16 protein-coding genes and 6 pseudogenes are annotated in these 20,590 nt (G+C 58.6%); all 22 read right to left on the bottom strand.

The features are described from left to right. The 22 genes and pseudogenes from OMP40_RS26215 to fliM all read right to left on the bottom strand — a co-directional run bounded on the left by OMP40_RS26215 (position 1) and on the right by fliM (position 20,573). Positions 1 to 783 (bottom strand): hypothetical protein, encoded by a 783-nt coding sequence (locus tag OMP40_RS26215; RefSeq protein ID WP_277535776.1) that lies wholly within the window; start codon positions 781 to 783, stop codon positions 1 to 3. Next, positions 780 to 1,487, bottom strand: coding sequence for a hypothetical protein (locus OMP40_RS26210; protein ID WP_277535774.1), 708 nt, complete (start codon positions 1,485 to 1,487; stop codon positions 780 to 782). The genes OMP40_RS26215 and OMP40_RS26210 overlap by 4 nt, the downstream gene beginning before the upstream one ends. Before the next feature lie 27 nt (positions 1,488 to 1,514). Continuing rightward, positions 1,515 to 1,844 carry a hypothetical protein gene (locus OMP40_RS26205; RefSeq protein ID WP_277535772.1) on the bottom strand — a complete coding sequence of 110 codons (330 nt, stop codon included), beginning with the start codon at positions 1,842 to 1,844 and terminating at the stop codon, positions 1,515 to 1,517. 21 nt (positions 1,845 to 1,865) lie between these two features. Continuing rightward, positions 1,866 to 3,276, bottom strand: a pseudogene (locus tag OMP40_RS26200) (DUF342 domain-containing protein). Between the two features lie 21 nt (positions 3,277 to 3,297). Then, a pseudogene (locus OMP40_RS26195) lies at positions 3,298 to 4,086 on the bottom strand (FliA/WhiG family RNA polymerase sigma factor). 16 nt (positions 4,087 to 4,102) lie between these two features. Next, positions 4,103 to 4,522 carry a hypothetical protein gene (locus OMP40_RS26190; RefSeq protein ID WP_277535770.1) on the bottom strand — a complete coding sequence of 140 codons (420 nt, stop codon included), beginning with the start codon at positions 4,520 to 4,522 and terminating at the stop codon, positions 4,103 to 4,105. A 1-nt stretch (position 4,523) separates the two neighbouring features. Then, positions 4,524 to 5,018 (bottom strand): chemotaxis protein CheD, encoded by a 495-nt coding sequence (locus tag OMP40_RS26185; RefSeq protein WP_277535767.1) that lies wholly within the window; start codon positions 5,016 to 5,018, stop codon positions 4,524 to 4,526. Continuing rightward, on the bottom strand, positions 5,018 to 5,635 hold the full coding sequence (locus tag OMP40_RS26180; RefSeq protein WP_277535765.1) for a chemotaxis protein CheC: 618 nt from the start codon (positions 5,633 to 5,635) through the stop codon (positions 5,018 to 5,020). Before OMP40_RS26180 ends, OMP40_RS26185 begins: the two co-directional genes overlap by 1 nt. Before the next feature lie 4 nt (positions 5,636 to 5,639). Continuing rightward, entirely contained in the window at positions 5,640 to 6,101 is a 462-nt protein-coding gene (locus OMP40_RS26175) for a chemotaxis protein CheW (protein ID WP_277535763.1), read from the bottom strand. Between the two features lie 25 nt (positions 6,102 to 6,126). Further along, a pseudogene (locus tag OMP40_RS26170) lies at positions 6,127 to 8,220 on the bottom strand (chemotaxis protein CheW). Between the two features lie 31 nt (positions 8,221 to 8,251). Then, the gene (locus OMP40_RS26165) at positions 8,252 to 9,835 is read right to left on the bottom strand and encodes a chemotaxis protein CheB (RefSeq protein WP_277535761.1); all 1,584 of its coding nucleotides are present in this window, start codon (positions 9,833 to 9,835) and stop codon (positions 8,252 to 8,254) included. 34 nt (positions 9,836 to 9,869) lie between these two features. Continuing rightward, positions 9,870 to 10,736: a MinD/ParA family protein gene (locus OMP40_RS26160; protein WP_277535759.1), complete on the bottom strand. Its 867-nt coding sequence runs from the start codon at positions 10,734 to 10,736 to the stop codon at positions 9,870 to 9,872. Then, positions 10,729 to 12,318 (bottom strand): flagellar biosynthesis protein FlhF, encoded by a 1,590-nt coding sequence (flhF, locus tag OMP40_RS26155; protein WP_277535757.1) that lies wholly within the window; start codon positions 12,316 to 12,318, stop codon positions 10,729 to 10,731. Before flhF ends, OMP40_RS26160 begins: the two co-directional genes overlap by 8 nt. Beyond that, on the bottom strand, positions 12,315 to 14,348 hold the full coding sequence (gene flhA, locus OMP40_RS26150; protein ID WP_277535756.1) for a flagellar biosynthesis protein FlhA: 2,034 nt from the start codon (positions 14,346 to 14,348) through the stop codon (positions 12,315 to 12,317). The genes flhF and flhA overlap by 4 nt, the downstream gene beginning before the upstream one ends. Positions 14,349 to 14,396: 48 nt before the next feature. Beyond that, on the bottom strand, positions 14,397 to 15,521 hold the full coding sequence (gene flhB / locus OMP40_RS26145; RefSeq protein WP_420872043.1) for a flagellar biosynthesis protein FlhB: 1,125 nt from the start codon (positions 15,519 to 15,521) through the stop codon (positions 14,397 to 14,399). Positions 15,522 to 15,536: 15 nt separating this feature from the next. Further along, positions 15,537 to 16,320, bottom strand: a pseudogene (gene fliR, locus OMP40_RS26140) (flagellar biosynthetic protein FliR). 7 nt (positions 16,321 to 16,327) lie between these two features. Next, positions 16,328 to 16,597 (bottom strand): flagellar biosynthesis protein FliQ, encoded by a 270-nt coding sequence (gene fliQ / locus OMP40_RS26135; protein ID WP_277535755.1) that lies wholly within the window; start codon positions 16,595 to 16,597, stop codon positions 16,328 to 16,330. A gap of 24 nt (positions 16,598 to 16,621) precedes the next feature. Then, positions 16,622 to 17,353 (bottom strand): flagellar type III secretion system pore protein FliP, encoded by a 732-nt coding sequence (fliP, locus tag OMP40_RS26130; protein ID WP_420872082.1) that lies wholly within the window; start codon positions 17,351 to 17,353, stop codon positions 16,622 to 16,624. Between the two features lie 11 nt (positions 17,354 to 17,364). Further along, entirely contained in the window at positions 17,365 to 17,868 is a 504-nt protein-coding gene (locus OMP40_RS26125; protein ID WP_277535753.1) for a flagellar biosynthetic protein FliO, read from the bottom strand. A gap of 16 nt (positions 17,869 to 17,884) precedes the next feature. Continuing rightward, positions 17,885 to 18,247: a response regulator gene (locus OMP40_RS26120; protein WP_090117377.1), complete on the bottom strand. Its 363-nt coding sequence runs from the start codon at positions 18,245 to 18,247 to the stop codon at positions 17,885 to 17,887. A gap of 34 nt (positions 18,248 to 18,281) precedes the next feature. Beyond that, positions 18,282 to 19,581: pseudogene (gene fliY, locus OMP40_RS26115) on the bottom strand (flagellar motor switch phosphatase FliY); the annotation flags it as partial. Continuing rightward, positions 19,571 to 20,573: pseudogene (gene fliM, locus OMP40_RS26110) on the bottom strand (flagellar motor switch protein FliM). The pseudogenes fliM and fliY, both read right to left, overlap by 11 nt. Positions 20,574 to 20,590 lie beyond the last annotated feature (17 nt).

Here is a 20,590-nt window from a genome sequence, read left to right as displayed (position 1 = left end):
TTAACTTGCACCTCCGTATGGTTTTGGATCGTGAATCTCCTCCGCCGGTTCGCGCTTTCCGCCAGAACTTCGCGCTTGCGAAGCACCGCTGACGGAATTGAACGGCGTGCGTTTTTTCACACCGTTTAACAATATAACATACGGATGGCCGGCTTGCAACACAAGCCGGCCATCCGTTCGGCGCCGCCGTTCGGAGCGGCGGCGGCCGTTTATTTGTTTTTGTCGCGCAGCAGCTCCGCGATGATCTCGTCGTACGTCACCCGGCCTTCGAACACGCTGAGACCGACCCGCATTTTGCCGCTGAACGGTTTGGCCGCCTTCACGAAGGCCGTTTTGTCGCCGATAACGCCGAGCGCCTTCAGGCCTGTCGCGACCTTGTCGAGCGAATCCCCCGGCAGCGACGTACAGGCCGAGCCGCGCTTCGGGAGACGCTCCCGATTCGGGAGGCGCAGGGGTTGGAGAGGCGCCAGGCGCAACCGTGCCCGTTGGCTTCGCGGACTCGCCGGCAGCTTGCTCCGGCTTTTCGTCCGCGGCCGCCGACGCATCAGCTTTGGCCTTCGCGGCTGCCGCGTCGAGCTGCGCCTGCGTGTACATCGGCTCGCTCAGCTTGTACATCGCGTAGCCTTCGCCTCTGGCCTGCTCCTGAAGCTGTTCGACCGTAAGCTGCACGGGCATCGCCGTGCCCTCGCTTAAATCTTCTCCGTAGTTCATCAGCTGCAGCAGGGCTGCGCCGGCCATCAAGCCGACGCCGAAGCCGACCAGCAGCGCGCGGCGCTTGTTCATGGCCGATTCGCCTCCCGCTTGGCGAGCTGCAAAATAAGCTGCACTTCGCCCTTGTTCATATTCATCGCCTTCGCCACCTGCTCCACCGAACGCCCCCGTTCGTACAGCTCCAGCAGTTGCGCGTAGCGATCGCGGATGAGCGCCGGCCTGTCGGCCGCTCCATCGTCAGGAACCGCCGAAGCTTCGTTATCGGCCGCATGATCGGCCGCATGTCCGCGAAGCGGAACGGCGTCTGCTTCCTTGCTCGCCCGTGCCGCAGAACTGCCAGCTTGTGCGTGCAAGTCATCGGCCGCCCGCACGGCTCGCCCCGCGCCTTCCGCGGATTCGCCGGCTGGCGGCCGGATATCCGGCGCCTCCGGAAGATAGATGGCGGGTTCAGGCCTTGTCGGACCAAAGCGCTCATTCGCCGCCGCCGGCTCCGCTCGGCCGTAGATATCCGCCTTCCTGTACGCGGCGGATTCCTCCATCTGGCGCTCCAGCTCGCGAATGCGCCGGCCGAGACGGCTCACCGTGTCGTCCTGTTCCCGCTTGAAGGCTGCCACCGCGTCCACGAGCTCGCGATTTTCAGTCTCCAAATCTTCGAGCAGCCTGTCGTAGGCTTCTTCATTGACCACCGAAGCTGCCTGCTCCTTCGGTTCGGGCTTCAGCCAGCCGTAACCCGCGATCGCGGCCCCGGCGATGACGAGCGTAACCCACGGATCCATGTCCAATACTCTCTCACCTTCCCGATGCTATAGCGACAGGTCGATATGATGTCCTTTGTAAGGGTGTTCGGCCTCATGCGTCTCGGTCCGCTCGCGCTCGTGCTCGTCCGCCCGCTTTTTTGGGGCGAAAGGTCTCTTTTGACGGCTTTCCTTCGGATCGTCCTCGTCCGAAATCGATTTATGTCCGGTGCCTTCCGACTTGGCGTTCCGTTTGGCGTCGCGCTCGGCGAGCTTCTGGGCCTGCGCGCCGAGCGCGGCCTGGTCGGCAGCCTGGCGCAGCTGCTGGGAAGCCTGCAGGGGCGTCAATTCGATCGAGCGAGGAATCGAGGTTTGCACGTCGAGCGGCTTATAGCTCATGGCCGTTCCCCTCCTGTCGCATTATAACAGCGTCGCCATCGCGATCTCGCCTTCTTCGTAACGGAAGGTTACGCGTTTGGCGCTATCCTTGACAAAACGCGTGTAGCGCCCGATGACGATTTTCGTACCGCCGTAGACCGTATGTAAGACATTCACCTTCGCCTGATCCGTATCCTCGAGCGTGCGCTCGATCTCGAGGATGTTCGCCTTCGCGGCCTTGAGCTCCTCGGTCACTTGTCTGCGCGTCGAATTCAGCTTGATCCGCATCGTCAATCGATCGGCGGACAGCTGGCCTGCCGCGGCAAGATGATCCAGCATGACGAGTGCCTTTTCCGTTTTATCCAAATTTTCGGACATTTGACGAACCTGCTGCCTGAGGTCAGTCAGCTCCTGCCGCAGTTCGGGCTTTAGGCCCACCTCGACGGAGGTGACCGTGGACATCGAATTGCCGATCGTGCGGGCCACGACAAGGTCTCCGGCCTGGAGCAAGCCGCCGACGACCAAGCCTTTGGCGCCTTCGCAGCGAATGCTCCGGACCGCCCGAATGTTCGAATGCATGATGCTCTGGGACACGAGCACGTCCTGTCCGGCCGTGACGTTGCTCTCCTGCACGAACGAACACTTGACGTCGACGCCCGCTTTGACGTGGCCTTTGCCCGAACCGATGATGCCGCCGGAGATCTCGATCGAGCCGTCCGACTCCAGGTCCGCGCCTTCTACGCCCCCGGTGACCCGAATGTCCCCCCGAGGCGCGGATGCGAAACCCGGTCAGCACGTTGCCGCGAATGACGACGGTGCCCACGAAGTCGATGTTGCCCGTATGATAATCGACGTCGCCGTTGATCTCGAAAACGGGAAAAACGTTCAGCTTTTCCTTGTCGGTCCACGTGACGAGTCCGTCCATCGCGGCATACATGGCCGTCTTGTCCGGATTGACGACGACGTTTTTCCCCACCTTGAAGCTTGCTTCTTTGCCTTCCTTCGGCGCGACCGTTTCTCCCGTCACCGTCGTTCCCGCAGTGCCCGGGAGCGGAGGCACCCGCGTTGCGATCAGCTGGCCCGTTTTGACGTTGGCGAGCTGTCTCATCTCCCTGTAATCGACGCTCCCGTCTTCGCGCTCCGCCGGCCTCTTCTGATCCTGCTCCTCGAACAACACCTTGACGTAGCCGTTGACGCCCGGCGTCGGCTGCAATCCGACGGCCACGACGTTGTCGGTATAAAAATACGCTTGCGGATTTTGAGCGATTCGAGCAAGCAGCTCCTGTTGAACGCCGTAACGGACGCCCGAAGCGGCAAGCAACGCCTCGAGCTGCCGAACGCTCGCCTCCTTCGCGTCTTCGATCGGCTTGATCGACAGGCTGGCCGTCATGCGGTCTTCGGAAATTTTAACCTCAAAGATCTGGCCGATCGCAAACGCCTCTTCCCCTTGCATAATAAATCCCCCCTTTCCGGTTTATTTTTGGAGCAGTTGATCTCTTTGTTTGCCGAGCGCGCCCCGCAACCGCAAAATCGCCTTCGAATGAAGCTGCGAGATCCGGGAAGGCGACAAAGACATCACCTCGGCGATCTCGCTCAGAGACAGATCCTCGTAATAAAAAAAGAGAGACGACCGTTCGCTCCTTCGGCGTGAGCTTGTCGATGCCGGCCGCGAGCGAGTCCCGTAAATAGGTCTCGTGCACTTTCGACTCCGGGCTCTGCGCCTTGTCGTCCACGAGCAGCGACATGCGCGTCTCGGCGTCTTCCTCGCGAATGGGCTCTTCGAGCGAGCCGACCGTCGCGACGGCGACCTCCTGCAGCATTTGCTGGAATTCTTTGTCCGTTATATTTAAATAGTTGCATATCTCTTCGTCGGTGGCGGAACGCAGGTTGCGCTGCTCGAGGACGGCATATGCATCTTCCATTTTTTTCGCTTTGTCCCGGACGGACCGCGGCACCCAATCGCCCTGCCTCAGCCCGTCGATGATCGATCCGCGAATGCGCCAGGAAGCGTAAGTCTCGAACTGCAGCCCCCCGCAGATGATCGAATTTTTCGATTGCGTCGATCAGGCCCATGGAACCGTTGCTGACCAGATCGTCCTTGGATACGTTTTTGGGCAATCCGGCCGCCATGCGGCTGGATACGTAATCGACGAGCGGAATGTACTTTTCGATCAATCCTTTTTTTAGCTTCGGTATCGCCTTCTTCTTTCCAGCGACACCACAGGTCGTAATGGGACAGCTTGGAACTTTTGGGTTCTGCCATCGCTGCATCACCTTCCTTAATCGTCGTTCAGACGCCGGATCGCCTGTGCGACTTGTTCCGGATTCGGGTCGTCGATCGAGACGAGCCTTGGGGGCTTGAGCGGCTCGAAGCCGGCGGATTGCGGCTCTTCGTTGCCCGTCCATTGTTCACGCATAAGCCGCGATAGCGATTCGTCGTCTTCCGTAGGCGTCGTCACGTCCAAAACGATTCCGCGTTCCTCTTGCGCGCGCTCTTTGTCTCCGCCAAGCGTTTTGGCGGGCTGCAGCAGCTGCTGCAGGACGACGCGGGAGAAGAAGCCGAGCAAGCCGAACGCCAGGAAGGCGTACAGGCCCCTCACAAGCGAAGTGAGCGGCGGATTGCTGGACGAGGAGATCAAGAAAACCAAGACGGCTCCGAAAATAGCGAACCCAAAGTTCCATCGCCATGGCACGCTCATTTCAAATCTCCTTTACCCCATTCTGCACGCTGCGGATCGTCAAAATCCCGCTCGCGCTGCTGAATTCGATCGTTCTGCCGAAATTGCCTCCCGTATCCTCGGCGACGACGGGAATATCGTACGCCGCGAGCGCCAGTTTCGTGGATTCCACGTTGCGGGGGCCGATGCGCATGCTGTCGCTTCCGCTCGCGAACGCGAACATTTGCGCCCCTCCCGCCAGCTTCGCGACAAGCCTTCGCAAGTTGGCGCCGCCGGCCTTGAGCCTGGACAGCAGCTCGGGAACGGCAGTATCCGCATACTTCGCGATATTGATCTGTCCTTCTCTGGCGATATCCGAGCTCGGAAGCATAATATGCGCCATCCCCGCGATGCCGATGGTCGCGTCGTGCAGCGTTAGTCCGACGCAGGAGCCGAGCCCGGTCGTCTTTAGCGCGTCTCCGCCCGAGGCGACGTTCAAGTCCGCCATTCCGATTTTCACGATAATGACTTCTTTCATTAGATAGGCACTCCTAGCGCGCGGAACAAGCGCTCGAACGACTCGGGATCGGGAATAAAGAAAAAGTGGCCCTCCGCCCGCCGATCGTCCTCCAAAAATGTCGTATCGATGAGCAGCGCCTCGTCGCCCATCGTGCCGAATTGAACCAGTCCGTAGCTTAAGATCGCTCCCGCCATATCGACCGCGATCGCCGGGACGGTCGGCGACAGCGGCAAACCCGTCAGATCCGCTAGCGACGACAGATACGAGCCGGCAAGAATGTTGCCGATCTCGCTCAACGCGGACAACTCCATTTCCGAGTACTCGGGGCCTTCCGACAGTTCGAAGTGCAGGAGACCCTGCAGCAGCACGCGCGCCTGATTCTGGCTCATCAGAAAAAACATGTTGCCCGGCGCCTCGCCTTCGACGCGAAGGAAGATGGCGACGACGACTTCCTCGGCGCCGCCGACGCGGTCTGCGATATCCTCGAAGGGAATGAAGCTAACTTTAGGGACGGCCATGTCGATCGGCTTGTCGAGCAGGCGGGATAGCGCGGTGGCCGCATGCCCCGCCCCGATGTTGCCGACCTCGCGCAGCACGTCCATTTTGAACTCGGCGTTGTGGCTGAACAGTTCCATGCGGTCAGGCTCCGAATTGTTCGAGCTGGATAATCTCCGATCGGTTAAGAACTTCGGACAGATTCAGCAGAATAAGCAGCCTGTCCTCGCCGAACTTGGCCACGCCGCTCAAATATTTGGCTTTGATGCCGCCGACGACTTCAGGCGGATTCTCGACCATATCCGTATTCAGATCGATGACGTCGTTCGCCGAGTCGACGATAAATCCGACTTCAAGCTCGTTCGCCGCGACGATGATGATTCGCGAGTTTTCCGTCGGTTCGGATTCGGGAAGCCCGAACCGGCTCCGCAAGTCGATGACCGGCACGACGACGCCGCGCAGGTTGATGACGCCTTTTACGAATGCCGGCGTCTTCGGCACGCGGGTAACGGGCGTCATGCGTTCGATCGTACGCACCTTGTCGACCTCGATGCCGTATTCCTCGTGAGCGAGCGTAAACACGATAACCTTGAAATCTTCTGCCATGACAGCATCCTCCTCGAATAGAACTTTATTTGATGAGTGCGTTCGGATCTACGATGAGCGCGACTTGACCGTCGCCCAAAATCGTCGCGCCGGAGATGACGTCCAGGTTCGTGAGATATTTGCCGAGCGTCTTGAGCACGATCTCGCTTTGTCCGATCAGCTCGTCCACGAGCACGGCTGCTAGTTTTTCGCCTTTTCGGATGACGAGCATTTCCGTCTCGAGCTCGTTTTCTTCCGAATAATCGGGCGAGTCCAGCACGGCCGCCAGCGACAATACCGGAATAATCGACTTGCGGTATTCGATGACCTTCGCGCCGTGCAAATCGCGAATCGCGCTGCGCTTCACGATGCCCGTCTCGACGATGGAGGACAGCGGAATCGCGAACTTTTCCGAACCGAGCTTGACCAGCATGGCCGTGATGATCGAGAGCGTAAGCGGCAGTTGAATCGACCATTTCGAGCCTTGTCCCGCCTTGGAGGTGACCGATGCGACGCCGCCGAGCGACTCGATCTTCGACTTGACGACGTCCAGGCCGACGCCGCGACCCGAAATGTCCGAGATTTTGTCCGCCGTGCTGAAGCCCGGCGCAAAGAGCAGCATGTTGATCTCGTCGTCGCTCAGCTTTTTTGGCTTCTTCCGGGGGAAACGATGCCTTTCTTGACGGCGATGTCGAGTACCTTCGGCTGGTTGATGCCGCGACCGTCGTCCTCGATCTCGATAAACACGTGATTGCCGCTGTGGAACGCCCTTAAGTTAACGACGCCCGTCTCCGGCTTGCCCGCCTCGCGGCGGCCTTCGATCGTCTCGACGCCATGGTCGACGGAGTTGCGGATCAAGTGCACGAGCGGATCGCCGATCTCGTCGATGACCGTCCGGTCCAGCTCCGTCTCTGCGCCGGTGATGACAAGATCCAGCTTCTTGCCGAGCGACTTGGCCAGATCCCGAACCATGCGGGGGGAAACGGTTGAACACGCTGTCCACCGGCACCATTCGCAGCTTCAGGACGATGTTTTGCAGATCGCTGCTCACGCGCGCCATATGTTCGACCGTCTCCGTCAGATCGTTGCGGCGAACTTCGCTGGCAAGCTGTTCGAGTCTGACGCGGTCGATAAGCAGCTCGCTGAACAAATTCATGAGGGAATCGAGTCGCTCGATGTCTACCCGAATCGTCTTGTTCGCCACGGGCGCGGACGCGGGCGCTCTCGCAGGCGGCGCATCGGACGCAGCGGGCTTGTCCGCGGCTGCGGCCGCCGCGGGAGCGGGCGCCGTCGCCGTTGCGGCCGCTTGTTGAACGGCCTCCTGGATCTGCTGCTCCGCGGCGCGCGACTCGTCAAGCTCGCTTAAGCTCTCGAGGTCCAGCGGAACGATGCTTACCGACTCGAGCTCGGAGATTTTGTCGAGCGTGTCGCGCAGCTCTTGCTGCGGAATCCGGGAAATGTAATAGACGGAAAATTGATGCCCGAACTGCTCCTGCTCGATGTCCTGCACCGACGGATGGGACTTGACGAGCTCGCCGTTGCGTTCGAGCGCATCGAATACCATATAAGCCCGAACGCCCTTCAGCAGGCAATCCTCGCGGATGACGACTTCGATATGAAAAGCGGGACTGCCGTTTTCGATCGATTGCCGAAGCACGGATAGCTGATATTGGTCGAGCAGCAAATGCGTGGCGACCATCGCGAGCTCCGATGCGCCGGGAGCGGCGGACGCTTGCACGGCCGCGGCCGGCGCGGCAGGCTCGCCTTTGACGATCTGCTTGAGCTGGGACACGAGCTCCTTGACGTCCGCGCTTCCGGTGCCGCCGCCGACGACGTCCTGAACCATGCCTTCAAGCGAATCGAGGCATTTGAACAGCGTATCGAAAATATGGCCGTTCATTTTCAGCTTGTCGTTGCGCACCAAGTCGAGCACGTTCTCCATCTCGTGCGTGAGCGAGGCCAGATCCTCGAAGCCCATCGAGGCGGACATGCCTTTAAGCGTATGGGCGGACCGGAAGATGATCTGAACGATGCTGATATCCTCAGGTTGCTGTTCGAGACGCAGCATGTTTTCGTTAAGCGACTGCAGATGCTCGTTCGCTTCGTCGATAAAAATGGACAAGTACTGATTCATTTCCACTGGGCGTCACCTCCTGAATGGCACATCTGCATTAAAGCTGCTTCGCTTTAGGCTTTTCGACCGACCGGACCAGCTCCGGGGCGATGCGCTGCAGCGGCAGCGCCGTCTGCGCCGCGCCGTTTTCCACCGCTGACCGCGGCATGCCGTAAACGACGCACGTTTCTTCGGATTCGGCGATCAGCGTCGCCGCCCCGTCGTCTCGCAGCGCCTTCATGGCTTTGGCTCCGTCGCTGCCCATGCCGGTCATGAGAACCGCATGGCGTCTCAGCTCCCGCCTTCCGACGAGCGAGCCGAACATGACGTCGACCGACGGCCGGTGACCGCTGACCGGATCTTCCTCGGTGAGATTGATCTTGTAGCCGCCGTTCGCCTCCCGGATCAGCTTCAGATGCTTGCCGCCCGGCGCCAGGTAAGCTTTTCCCGGCAGCACCCGATCGCCGTCCGCCGCTTCTCGCACCTCGATCGCCGAGCAGGAATCGAGCCGCTGCGCCAGCGAATGCGTGAACTTGGGCGGCATATGCTGCACGATCAGAATCGGAGCCGGAAACGAAGCGGGAATCGACGACAGCACTTCGTGCAGCGCCCGCGGTCCGCCCGTCGACGTCCCGATCGCGACGATATCGGTAAACGAATCGGCCTGGCGAAGCGGCGAGGCGGCGGGCGGCTTCGGGAGCATGTCCGGCGGCGGCGCTTTGGACGCTCGATCCGGGTCCGGAGCAGAGCGCTTAAGCGGCTTGGTCGCATTCCCGACTTTAGCGCTCTGCTCCGGCGCGGTTTTACCGGTCCCCTCCGGTTTGCGGAGCAGCCGGTTTTTCTCCTCGTCTTTGCCTGCCGCTCCAGTCAGCGGCGAACGCGGCGGCGCCTTCTTCGCCGGCGGCAGCTCCCGCAGCGGCTTGCCGGGCGCTGCCGGACGTTCGATCGCGGCAGCCGTCTCCTGTCGTACGTCGGCATCGTTCGCATGGCCGGGCTTAGGCTCCGATTCCGCGCGATTGGCCGAAGACGCCGGCGGCAACCGATCAATGTCGGGCGGCGGCGATTGCGCAACAGTCTCGTTCCCGGTGCGCGGAGGCGCCGGCGGCTTCGCCTTTGCCTGCTGCGGCGCCTTCTCTTCCTCGGCGGCCGCGATCTCGGCAGCAGCCTCGGCGTCGGATTGTGCGACAGCGGCTTCTGCGCTTTCCTCCGTCATTCGCCTTAGTCTCAGCTCGCCGGAAACCAGCAGTTGTTTGACGATATGCAACTTTTCGATCAACGTCTCGCCCATGTGCGAAACATCGAGCTTAAGCGCACCGTCGGGCTTCCGCACGAAATCGAATGCGCCGTATTGGAGCGCGCGGATCGTATCCCGCGTCCCTCTGTCCGTCACCGCCGACATCATGATGACCGGCGTCGGGCATTCGGCCATGATCCGCTTGAGCGCTTCCAGCCCGTTCACTTCCGGCATTTCCAGATCCATGACCGCCATATCCGGCTTCAGCTTGCGCACCTGCCTCAAGGCGTCGGCACCGTCGGCTGCCGTCCCTACGACCTCGAATGCGGCGTCGCCGGCCACCAGGTCTCCGACCAATTTCCTCATGAAAGGGGAATCGTCAACGACCAGCACCGTAAATGCCTTCATGCTTTCTCGTCCCCTTTCGCTCTCGTCCGGTACGTCAGCTCCACAGCTTGCGAACGCGCTGGAGGAAGCCTTTGATGCTCGTCTGAACCGATGTTTTCCGGCTTTCGTTTAAATATTCGGCGGCAATGCCGTCAATTCCTTTGGACGCAGGACAATCGGGGTATAAATATGACAAGGCCGTCTGTTTTTTGACGGCTTTCGACACATGCGCGTCGTCCGGAACGAAGCCCAGCAGCGGGATTTCAAGCGATAAGTAGGTTCTGGCGACCTGCCGAATGTTGTCGGAGGTCTGAAGTCCCTCCCGCTCGTCGCCGACCCGATTGACCACCAGCCGGAACTGGGCCTCTTGTCCCATCGTCCTCACCATCTTCATAAGCGCGTAAGCGTCGGTGATGGACGTCGGTTCCGGCGTCGTCACGACGATCGTCTCGTCGGCCGCCTGGATGAATCGCAGCGTCTCCTTGGACAGTCCGGCGCCCGTATCGAACAAGACGTAATCGACTTCGCCGTACAGCTTGGCGATCTCCGAAGCGAAATACTCGAGCTCCTCGTCGCTCAGCCGGATCAGATCCTTGAAGCCGGAGCCGCCCGCGATGAACCGCAAACCGCCTGGGCCTTCCTGGATGATTTCCCAGATCGACTTGTCCCGCTTCAGCAAGTGAAACAGGCTGTATGCCGCCGGCGTGCCGAGCAGCACGTCGATGTTCCCCATGCCGATATCGGCGTCGAACAACAGTACGCTATAACCTCGTTTCTGCAGCGCCAGCGCGAAGTTCAAGCTGAAATTGGATTTGCCGACGCCGCCTTTGCCGCTCGTGACCGTCAATATCCGCGTTTGCTTGACCCCGTCCGACTCGCGCGACAGAACCATATGCCGAAGCGCCTCCGCCTGATCACGCATGAGCCGGCGCTCCTTCCAGCAGCTTGTCCGCCAGCCATGCCGGATCGAACGCCCGAATGTCGTCCGGAACCGTCTGGCCGAATGTGACGTAGGGAATGCTGAATCCGAACTCGCGTACCAAATTCAGGATCGCGCCGTACGAATCGGTCTCGTCCATCTTCGTGAGCAGCAGGCGGGACACGCCGTATTTGACGAACTGGGCGGATACCTGCCTCATGTCCAGATATTTATGGGTCAGGCTGAGGACCAGGATCTTCTCCGCCTCTTGGCCCGGCGACAGCAAGCTGTTCACTTCGGAAACGTACAGCTCGTTGCGGTAATTTCTTCCCGCCGTATCCATCAGCAGCAGATCTCTATCCTCCAGCTTTTTGTACGCTCTGGCGAGCTCGGAAGGCGAAAAGACGACTTCGAGCGGCACGTTCAGAATATCCGCGTACGTCCGCAGCTGATCGACGGCGGCGATTCTGTACGTATCCGCCGTAATGAATCCGACGGCTCGTCTTTGCGACAGCGCTTGCTCCGCACCCAGCTTCGCGATCGTCGTCGTCTTGCCTACCCCCGTAGGGCCGACGAAATGCACGATGCGCGTATCCGGCGCGATGCCGGCATCCCTGGCAGGAGCGAGCCAAGCGTAAAGCAGTTCGCGCGCTTCTTCGTTTGCGATCCGATCAAGGTCGCTTTCGCTTTCATTTCCGTCCTCTTCTTCTCGCGCTTTCAGCTTTGCGGTCAAGGCGCCTGCGAATTCCTCGATATAAGCCGGCTCCACGCCTTGCTGCGCAAGCAGACGGCTTAAGCGCAGCACGGGCTCGGGCATGCGCTGCGGGACCGATTCGCGAACCGACTGCTGGCGAAGGAGATCCTTCATGGCCCTCAGCTCGGCCAACAATTCTGCCGCTTCGTCCTGCGGCAAAGCGGCGGCGTGCGATGCCTGCCCTGTTGAGAGCGGCGGCTCCGCAGCTGCAGGCGGAGGGGTACCGGCCTCCTGTCGGGGGTCGCTTGCGATACGATCCGACGCACCATGCGCGCGCGCAGACGCGAGCGCGCGGATCATGGCGTCGTCGAAGGCCGCTTGCGAGCGCGTGCGCGACTCGTGCGATTCAATCGGCACGTCAGGCCGCCGGGTTAACCCGTCTGCGTCTTCGCCGGCTTCGCGCAAGACGCCGACCTGGCCGCCTGCCAAAGGCAGCGAATCCGAATGGTCTGCGGGAGCGGGAACGCCGGAGGCGGCGCCCCCGTATCGTTGCCGCACGGCGCTCGCGGGCAGCGGCTGCGCTGCCGGCTCGGAGGCGCCGCGCACCGGTTCCCGGTCTACAGCCGGTTCGCTTACTGTCTGCGCGGCCGGCTGCTTTTTCAACGGCTCTGGCTGCGGGCGTAAAATCGGCTTCGCGGAAGGGCGCGACTGCGGTTTGGCGGACTCGTCGACCGCCGCGATCACTTCCATCCGTTTTTTGCGGAACATGCCAAGAAACCCGCCAGTGCGGATTTCCTTGGTGTTCAAGATGACGGCATCGGAGCCGAGCTCGCTTCGGATTTGTTGGACGGCCTGCGGCAAATCATCGACTAAGTAGCGTTTTACCTTCATGCGTTCACCACCCCGACGCTTTGTACTTCGATATTGGGTTCAAGCTCGCTGTAGGAGAGCACGGGAATGTCTTGCAGGCTGCGTTCGATCAATTGGCGCATGTACATTCGAATGTTCGGAGACGTCAGGATAATCGGCTGCTGACCGGCTTGCAGCGTTTTGTTGATCTGCTCGCTGAGCCTGTTGTAGATGGCCTGGGTCGACGATGGCTCCATCGCCAGATAGCTGCCTTGCTCCGATTGCTGAACGGATTCGGCGATCCTTTTTTCGACGCCCGGGCTGATCGTGATAACCCGCAGCGGCTCGCTAGGATTGGCGTATTGCTGCGTAATTTGCCTGGACAGCGCCTGCCTGACATACTCGGTCAGCACGTCCGGATCCTTGGTGTACTTGCCGTAGTCGGCCAGCGTTTCGAATATCGTGACAAGATCCCGAATCGAAATTTTTTCCTTCAGCAGCTTCGCGAGCACCTTCTGGATATCCCCGATCGTGAGGATGTTCGGAACGAGCTCTTCCACGAGCGTCGCATAGCTCTCCCGCACGCTCTCGACGAGGGACTTCGTCTCCTGACGGCCGAGCAGCTCGTGCGCATACCGCTTGATGACTTCGGTCAGATGCGTCGCGACGACCGATGGCGGATCGACGACGGTATAGCCGGATAGCTCCGCGCGCTCCTTCGTCGCCTCGTCGATCCATAGCGCCGGCAACCCGAAGGCAGGCTCCTTGGTCGCGATGCCCGTGATCGAATCGTCCTCGAAGCCCGGACTCATCGCAAGGTAATGGTGCAGCAGGAGCTCGCCGCGCGCCACCGTATTGCCTTTCATCTTGATGACGTATTCGTTCGGCTTCAATTGAATGTTGTCCCGGATTCGAATGACCGGTACGATGAGCCCAAGCTCAAGCGCGCATTGCCGGCGGATCAGAATGATTCGGTCGAGCAGATCTCCGCCCTGCGACGTATCGGCCAGCGGGATGAGACCATAGCCGAACTCGAATTCGATCGGGTCGACCTGCAGCAGGCTGATGACGCTCTCCGGACTGCGCACTTCCTCGATTTCCTTTTCCTCGACAAGCTGCTCTTCGGCTTTTTGACGCTTCGCCACGTTCAACTGCATGCGATAGCCGGCAATCACAAGGAGGACCGAATACGGAAGCGTGGCAAACAGACCGATGGGGGTTGCGACACCGAGCAGCAAGATCGTTCCGGCGACGATGTACAACAGCTTCGGATAACGGAACATCTGCTTGGTGAGATCCTCCGCCATATTGCCTTCGGATGCGGCGCGGGTAACGATGATGCCTGTCGCGGTACTGATGAGCAGTGCCGGAATCTGGCTGACGAGTCCGTCGCCGATGCTGAGAATCGAATACGTACTGAGCGCTTCGTTGATCGACATGCCGTGCACGGCCATCCCGATAATGAAGCCGCCGATAAGATTGATCGTTACGATAATGATACTGGCGATCGCGTCGCCCTTGACGAACTTGCTCGCGCCGTCCATCGCTCCGTAAAAGTCTGCTTCGTTTTGGATTTTTTCGCGCCGTTCTTTGGCTTGCGTCTCGCTGATCATGCCGGCGTTGAGGTCGGCGTCGATGCTCATCTGCTTGCCGGGCATCGCGTCGAGCGTGAAGCGCGCCGCGACTTCGGCTACGCGCTCGGAGCCTTTGGTGATGACGATAAACTGCACGACGACGAGAATGAGGAAAACGATAAATCCGATCGCGAGCTGTCCGCCGGCGACGAAGCTGCCGAACGTGGCGACGACCTTGCCCGCTTCGTGCTCCGACAGAATCAGGCGCGTCGTCGATACGTTAAGCGCCAGCCTGAACAAAGTCGTAATCAGCAGGAGCGTCGGGAAAATCGAAAAGTGCAGCGCATCCGTCGTATTCATCGCGATCAGGATGATCATGAGCGCCGCCGAGATGTTGACGATCAACAGCAAATCGAGCAAATGCGTCGGGATCGGGACGACCATCATCAGGACGATGCCGATGATGCCGACCAAAATGCTAATGTCCCGAACCTTCACTGGTCTTCCCTCCCCGCTTGAATGTCTATACTTGAACTTGGGCCTCGATTAAACATGACGTCGGCCTTTAAGTCTATATACATACGCCAGCACCTCGGCTACCGCCTGGAACAGGTCCGCGGGAACCGCGTCCCCGATGTCCGTCCGCTGGTATAGCGCGCGCGCAAGCGGCTTGTTTTCCATCGTCATGACGCCATTTTCTTTGGCGATCTGCCGAATCCTGAGCGCCAGATAGTCCTGGCCTTTTGCGATCACTCTCGGCGCGTCCATTTTGGATGCATCGTACTGAAGCGCGACCGCGAAGTGCGTCGGGTTCGTGATGATGACGTCGGCCTTCGGCACTTCCTGCATCATCCGCATGAGCGCCAGCCGGCGCTGCTTTTCTTTGATCTTGCCTTTAATGAGCGGATCTCCATCCGCGTTTTTATGCTCGTCCTTGATATCTTGCTTACTCATCTTAAGGCTCTTGTCGTGCTCGTATTTGTGATAGTAGTAATCTCCGATCGCCAGAATAAACAACGTAATCCCGACCAGCAATCCGAGTCTCACCGTCAAACTCGCCGCATAAGAAAAAATATCCGCTACGGGCACATAGGATAAAGACATAATCTTGTCGTGCTCCGCCCATATCGTAACGTAGACGATCGTACCGACGGCCAACAGCTTTAATGAGCTCTTGAGGAACTCGATAACCGAACGAAGTCCGAACAAATTTTTGAGGCCTTTAAGCGGATTAAGCTTGCCGAATTTGGGCTGGATAGGCTGAAGCGTGAAAAGCCAGCCGATCTGCGCGTAATTCGTGCCGAGCGCGATAATAATCGTTACGATAAGGATAGGAGCAAGAATGAGCAGCAACTGAAGAACGTAGTTGGCGAACAAGCCCATCACATTGGCGTCGGTCACTTCCATCGACAGCTGTCTTCTGAAAACGTCGCCGAACAGGGCGAATACGCGCTCATGAAAAAACGGCCCTAACGCCATCAGGATGCTAACCGTCCCGACTAGTATAATGGAACTGGCGAGCTCGGCGCTCTTGGCGACCTGACCCTTTTGCCTCGCATCGTTATATTTTTTCGGCGTTCCTTTTTCCGTCTTTTCACCGGCAAAGAGCTGCAAATTCATCCGCAAACGATTGGCGGTCAACGATTCCTCTCCCCCTTCGCGGCGGAACATCACCGATCAACCGGATCAAGTGGCCTTCATGATGACGAACATCTTCTCGAGCGCGTTGAACATGCGGTCGAATATGATCTGGAACAGCGTGCTGAATCCCGGCATCAACAAAATTAATAGCGCGAACCCTATTAAAAGTTTGATCGGTACGCCGATAACAAAGACATTGTACTGCGGTGCCGTACGCGCCAGCAGCCCGAGTCCGATGTCGGTAATAAACATGGCGACGACTAAGGGAGCCGCGATTTGCAGAGACAGCATAAACGTATCGGCGAACGTTCGAACCAAAAATTCAGTTAAGCGTCCCTCGTATACGGTCTGAAACAATCGGTTGTCGAGCGGAAGCCATTTATAGCTGTTCATGATCGCGCCAAGCAGGTAATGATGGCCATTCATCGACAGAAACACGAGCATCATCAGCATGAACTTCAAATTGCCGAACAGCGGTGCCGATACGCCGGATATCGGATCCAGGATGTTCGCCATCCCTAGACCGATCTGCATATCGATAAAGGTGCCGGCCGTCTGAATTAAACTGAAAAATAACGAGGCCGTATAGCCGATGAGCAAACCCGCTACAATCTCCTTCAGCACAGCTAAAATGTAAGTGGCGTCGGTCGGTACGGGATGATCGAAGCCTACGGTCAAAAAAACGAGCAAAGCGATAAACACGCTCATTCCCGCCTTAAAAGGCCTGGGCAGGGAACGGGACGAAAAAAATCGGCGCTACGACAACAAAGGAAGAAATTCGACAAAGAACGAGCATGTAGGCAGGCAATAGCTGCATCACTTGATCGATCGTCATATCAGCCGATATAGCTCGACAGATTGCCGAGCAAATGACTGGTGAAGTCGACCATCGTGTTTAACATCCAAGGTCCGAACACCAGAATGGCAACGAATACGGCGACGATCTTGGGTATAAAAGCAAGCGTCTGCTCCTGGATCTGCGTCGTCGCCTGGAATATGCTGACGAGCAAGCCCACGACCAATCCGATGACCAGCATCGGCGCGCTGACTTTAAGAACGGTGAACAGCGCCTGTCCGGCCAGCCCGATTACGAATTCCGCACTCACTTTTTATCTCCCCCTCTTGCTCCATCAAGTTTGAAAACTCGTCAGGAGCGATTTGACGATCAGATACCATCCGTCCACGAGCACGAACAGCAGGATCTTGAACGGCAGCGAGATCATGACGGGGGGCAGCATCATCATCCCCATGGCCATCAACGTACTGGCGACGACCATATCGATTACGAGAAAGGGAATAAAGATCATGAATCCCATTTGAAACGCGGTCTTGAGTTCGCTGATCGCATAGGCGGGCACGAGCACCGTGATCGGAATATCCTGATAAGACGCAGGCTTGGCCGTCTTCGTGTAGTTCAAAAACAACAGCAAGTCCTTCTCGCGCGTATGCTTGTACATAAAAGCCTTCATCGGTACCGACGCTTTCTCGAGGGCGACCGTCTGGGAAATCTCGCCTTTCAGGTAGGGTTGAACCGCCTGCTCGTTCACCTGCGAGATCGTCGGAGCCATAATAAAGAAGGTCAAAAACAACGCGAGGCCGATCAAGACTTGATTGGGCGGCGTCGTCTGCGTACCAAGCGACGTGCGGACGAAGCCTAGCACGATGACGATACGCGTGAAGCTCGTCATCAGCACCAAAATCGAGGGCGCCAGACTCAGCACGGTCAGCATGAGCAGCAGCGACAAAGACGAAGCGCCCACTGGCTGAGTGCCGTCGCCGAGCGAAATATCGATGATGGGCTCGGCGTAGACGGACGAGGCCGCGGCGAATAACGTGCCGGCACTCAATAGGAAACTAAACATTAATTTGCGTTTCATGGCTCTTCCGTCCGATCCGCTGGCCGGCTGTCCGACAGCAGGCGATCGACCTGCTGCTTGCGCTCGGACAGCTGACGCAGGCGTTTTTCCAACGTTTGTTCAAAGCTGCTCGTATCGGCACCTCGCTCGGCGACGCCGGAAGCTTCGGCATTGCCGCTTTTGCGGTTCAGCCATTGCTTGAGCCAGGGCGGAACCGGAGATTTGGCGGACGCATCGGCATGATCATATTGGGCGATAAGCGCCGCCACGAGTTCGGGGTCGGTGATAGACTCCAGCAGTTGTACGTTTTCCCCTACGCCCAGCACGTAGATGCGATTGTTCCACTCCACGATCTGCATCGACTTGTTCGTGCCGAGCGTCAAACCGCCGAGCGAGCGCATCGAACGGTTGACCCACCAACCGCGATTGCGTCTGCCGACGAATCGCAGCAGCATCACGATGCCGCCGATCATGAGCAGCAGCACGAGCAGCACCCACAACATATCCCAAGATGAAGTCATGCCGTTCGTTCGCCGATCAACCCAGCGTTTTCTTGATCGCTTCGATGACGCGGTCCGCTTGGAAAGGCTTTACGATAAAGTCTTTGGCGCCAGCTTGAATCGCGTCGATGACCATCGCTTGCTGGCCCATTGCGGAACACATGATCACTTTGGCGTTGGAATCCATCTTGCGGATTTCCTTCAGCGCAGCGATTCCGTCCATCTCGGGCATCGTAATGTCCATCGTGATGAGGTCCGGAGACAATTCCTTGAATTTTTCGATCGCCTGCGAGCCGTCCTGCGCCTCGCCCACAACCTCATAGCCGTTTTTCGTCAAGATGTCTCGAATCATCATGCGCATGAATGCTGCGTCGTCCACGACCAAAATACGATTTGCCATAACGATTTCCTCCCAGGATGCTGATTATTGGATTTTTTTGAACGCGATCCCACTGACTGACGATGTCCGTCACCCGAACGCCGAAGTTTTCGTCGATGACGACGACTTCTCCTTTGGCGATGAGCTTGTTGTTGACCAGAATATCCACCGGCTCGCCGGCCAGCTTGTCCAGCTCGATGATCGAGCCCTGGGACAGCTCTAGAATATCCTTAATTTGTTTGTGCGTCCGGCCCAACTCTACTGTGACTCGCAGCGGTATGTCAAGCAAAAGATTCAGGTTGGTCTCATCCGCATGCGCGCCGCCCCCCGTCGGGAATCCGGCGAATTGAACGGGCTGCACGTTGACGTTGCGTCCGGCCGGTCCGCCGAGCGTCTGCGGCTGCTGCGGCGGCATGGCGTATTGCGGCTGCGCGTACTGCGGTTGTGCGTACTGCGGCTGCGCATACATCGGCTGCTGCGGCGGATAGCCCGGCGGCGGCGGGTAGGCCCCCGGCGGCGGGTAGTCGTACGCCGGCTGAGCCGGCTGCTGAGGCGCCGCGGCTTGCGGAGGCGGCGCATACTGCGGCGCTTGCTGGGAAGGCGCGGTAGGGGCGCTAGGCTGCGGAGCGGGCGCTTGCGCCGCCGGGGCAGGCGTTTGGTCGATGCTGCCGATCAGCGAATGTACGAGCTCCTTGGCGAACGCCACCGTCAGCAGCTGCATGATCGTCGAATCGATCAGTTCGCCGATTTTCAGACGGAACGATATTTTCACGAACACTTCGTCCGGCGGAATCTTTTCGATGCCGGTGTTTTTTTTGAACGTCCATCACGTCGACCGCCGGCGGCGAGATGTTCACGAAGCGATTGAAGATCGTCGACATCGACGTCGCCGAAGATCCCATCATTTGATTCATCGCTTCCTGAACGGCGCTGATATGAATCTCGTTCAGCTCTTCCGTCTCCACGTTGCCTTCGCCGCCCAGCATCAGATCCGCGATAACCTGCGCGTCATGCGTCTTGATGACCAGCGAGTTAATGCCTTCGAAGCCGTCTACATAATCCACGTGAACGGCGACGTGCGGTCTTGGAAACTCGCTGACGAACTTGTCCCGCGAGATCATGGACACTTTGGGCGTCGTAATGTCGACCTTTCTGCTCAGCAGCGTCGATAACGCGGTCGCCGCGCTGCCGAACGTTATATTGCCGATCTCCCCGAGCGCGTCCTGTTCCAGCGGCGTGAGGAAGTCGTCGATGTGCATCTCCGCCTTCGCGGCGGGCGCTTCTTCCTGATCGCCGGCTGATTGTCTCAGCAGGGCGTCAATCTCCTCCTGGGACAAGTAATCCTTACTCGTCATGGGCTTCTTCCACTCCTTCGTCGATGATCTCGAGGATCTGGACCGCGATCTTGTCTCGAACCGTACCTGGGCTGCCGATGTACTTCAGCTTATCCCCGACTTTAATATCCAGACCGCTGTCGACGCTCTTGCCGAGCGTAATGACGTCGCCGATGCCGAGATTTAAAAATTCGTGGATCGAGATTTGAGAGGTTCCGAGTTCCGCCGTGATCGGCAGCTTCGCTTTCGTGACCCGCTGCTCCAACTGTTTAAACTCTTCGGGCGCGCGCGATTTTTTTTGGGATACGAACCAGTGATGCACGGAAAGCTTGGACATGATCGGCTCGATGACGACGTGCGGTATGCACAGATTGATCATTCCGGTCGTATCGCCGATCTTGGTGCTGAGCGAGATCAAGGCGATGGTCTCGTTCGGAGAAACGATCTGCATGAACTGCGGGTTCGTCTCCAGCGCCTCGAGCCTCGGCTCGATATCGATGACCGTCCGCCAAGCTTCCTGCAGCGTCTCGAGCGCGCGGCTGAATATTTTCTCCATGATGATGTTCTCGATCTCGGTCAAGCTGCCGATCTTGGTCGGCGCGACCCCCCGTGCCGCCCAGCAGCCTGTCGAGCATCGCGAACGCGACGTTGGGATGAACTTCCAGCACCATCCGTCCCTCGAGCGGTTCCGCTTCGAAAATGTTCAATATCGTCATCTTCGGGATGGATCGGATGAATTCGTCGTAAGGCAGCTGTTCGACCTGTACGACATTGATCTGAACGAACGTCCGCAGTTGAGCAGAAAAATAGGTCGTTAAAAACCGCGCGAAGTTTTCATGGATACGCGTCAAGCTTCGGATATGGTCTTTGGAAAATCGCGTCGCCCGCTTAAAGTCGTAAGCTCTGACCTTCTTCTGGGTATCTTCCTTGCGAAGCTCCTCCGCATCCATCTCGCCGGAGGACAACGCGGCCAGCAAGGCGTCGATCTCGTTTTGCGACAGAACGTCAACCAATTTTGTTCACCCCTTTC

The organism is Cohnella rhizosphaerae (assembly GCF_029525575.1).
GTDB lineage: Bacteria > Bacillota > Bacilli > Paenibacillales > Paenibacillaceae > Cohnella > Cohnella rhizosphaerae.
This window is presented reverse-complemented; position numbering and strand designations above follow the sequence as displayed.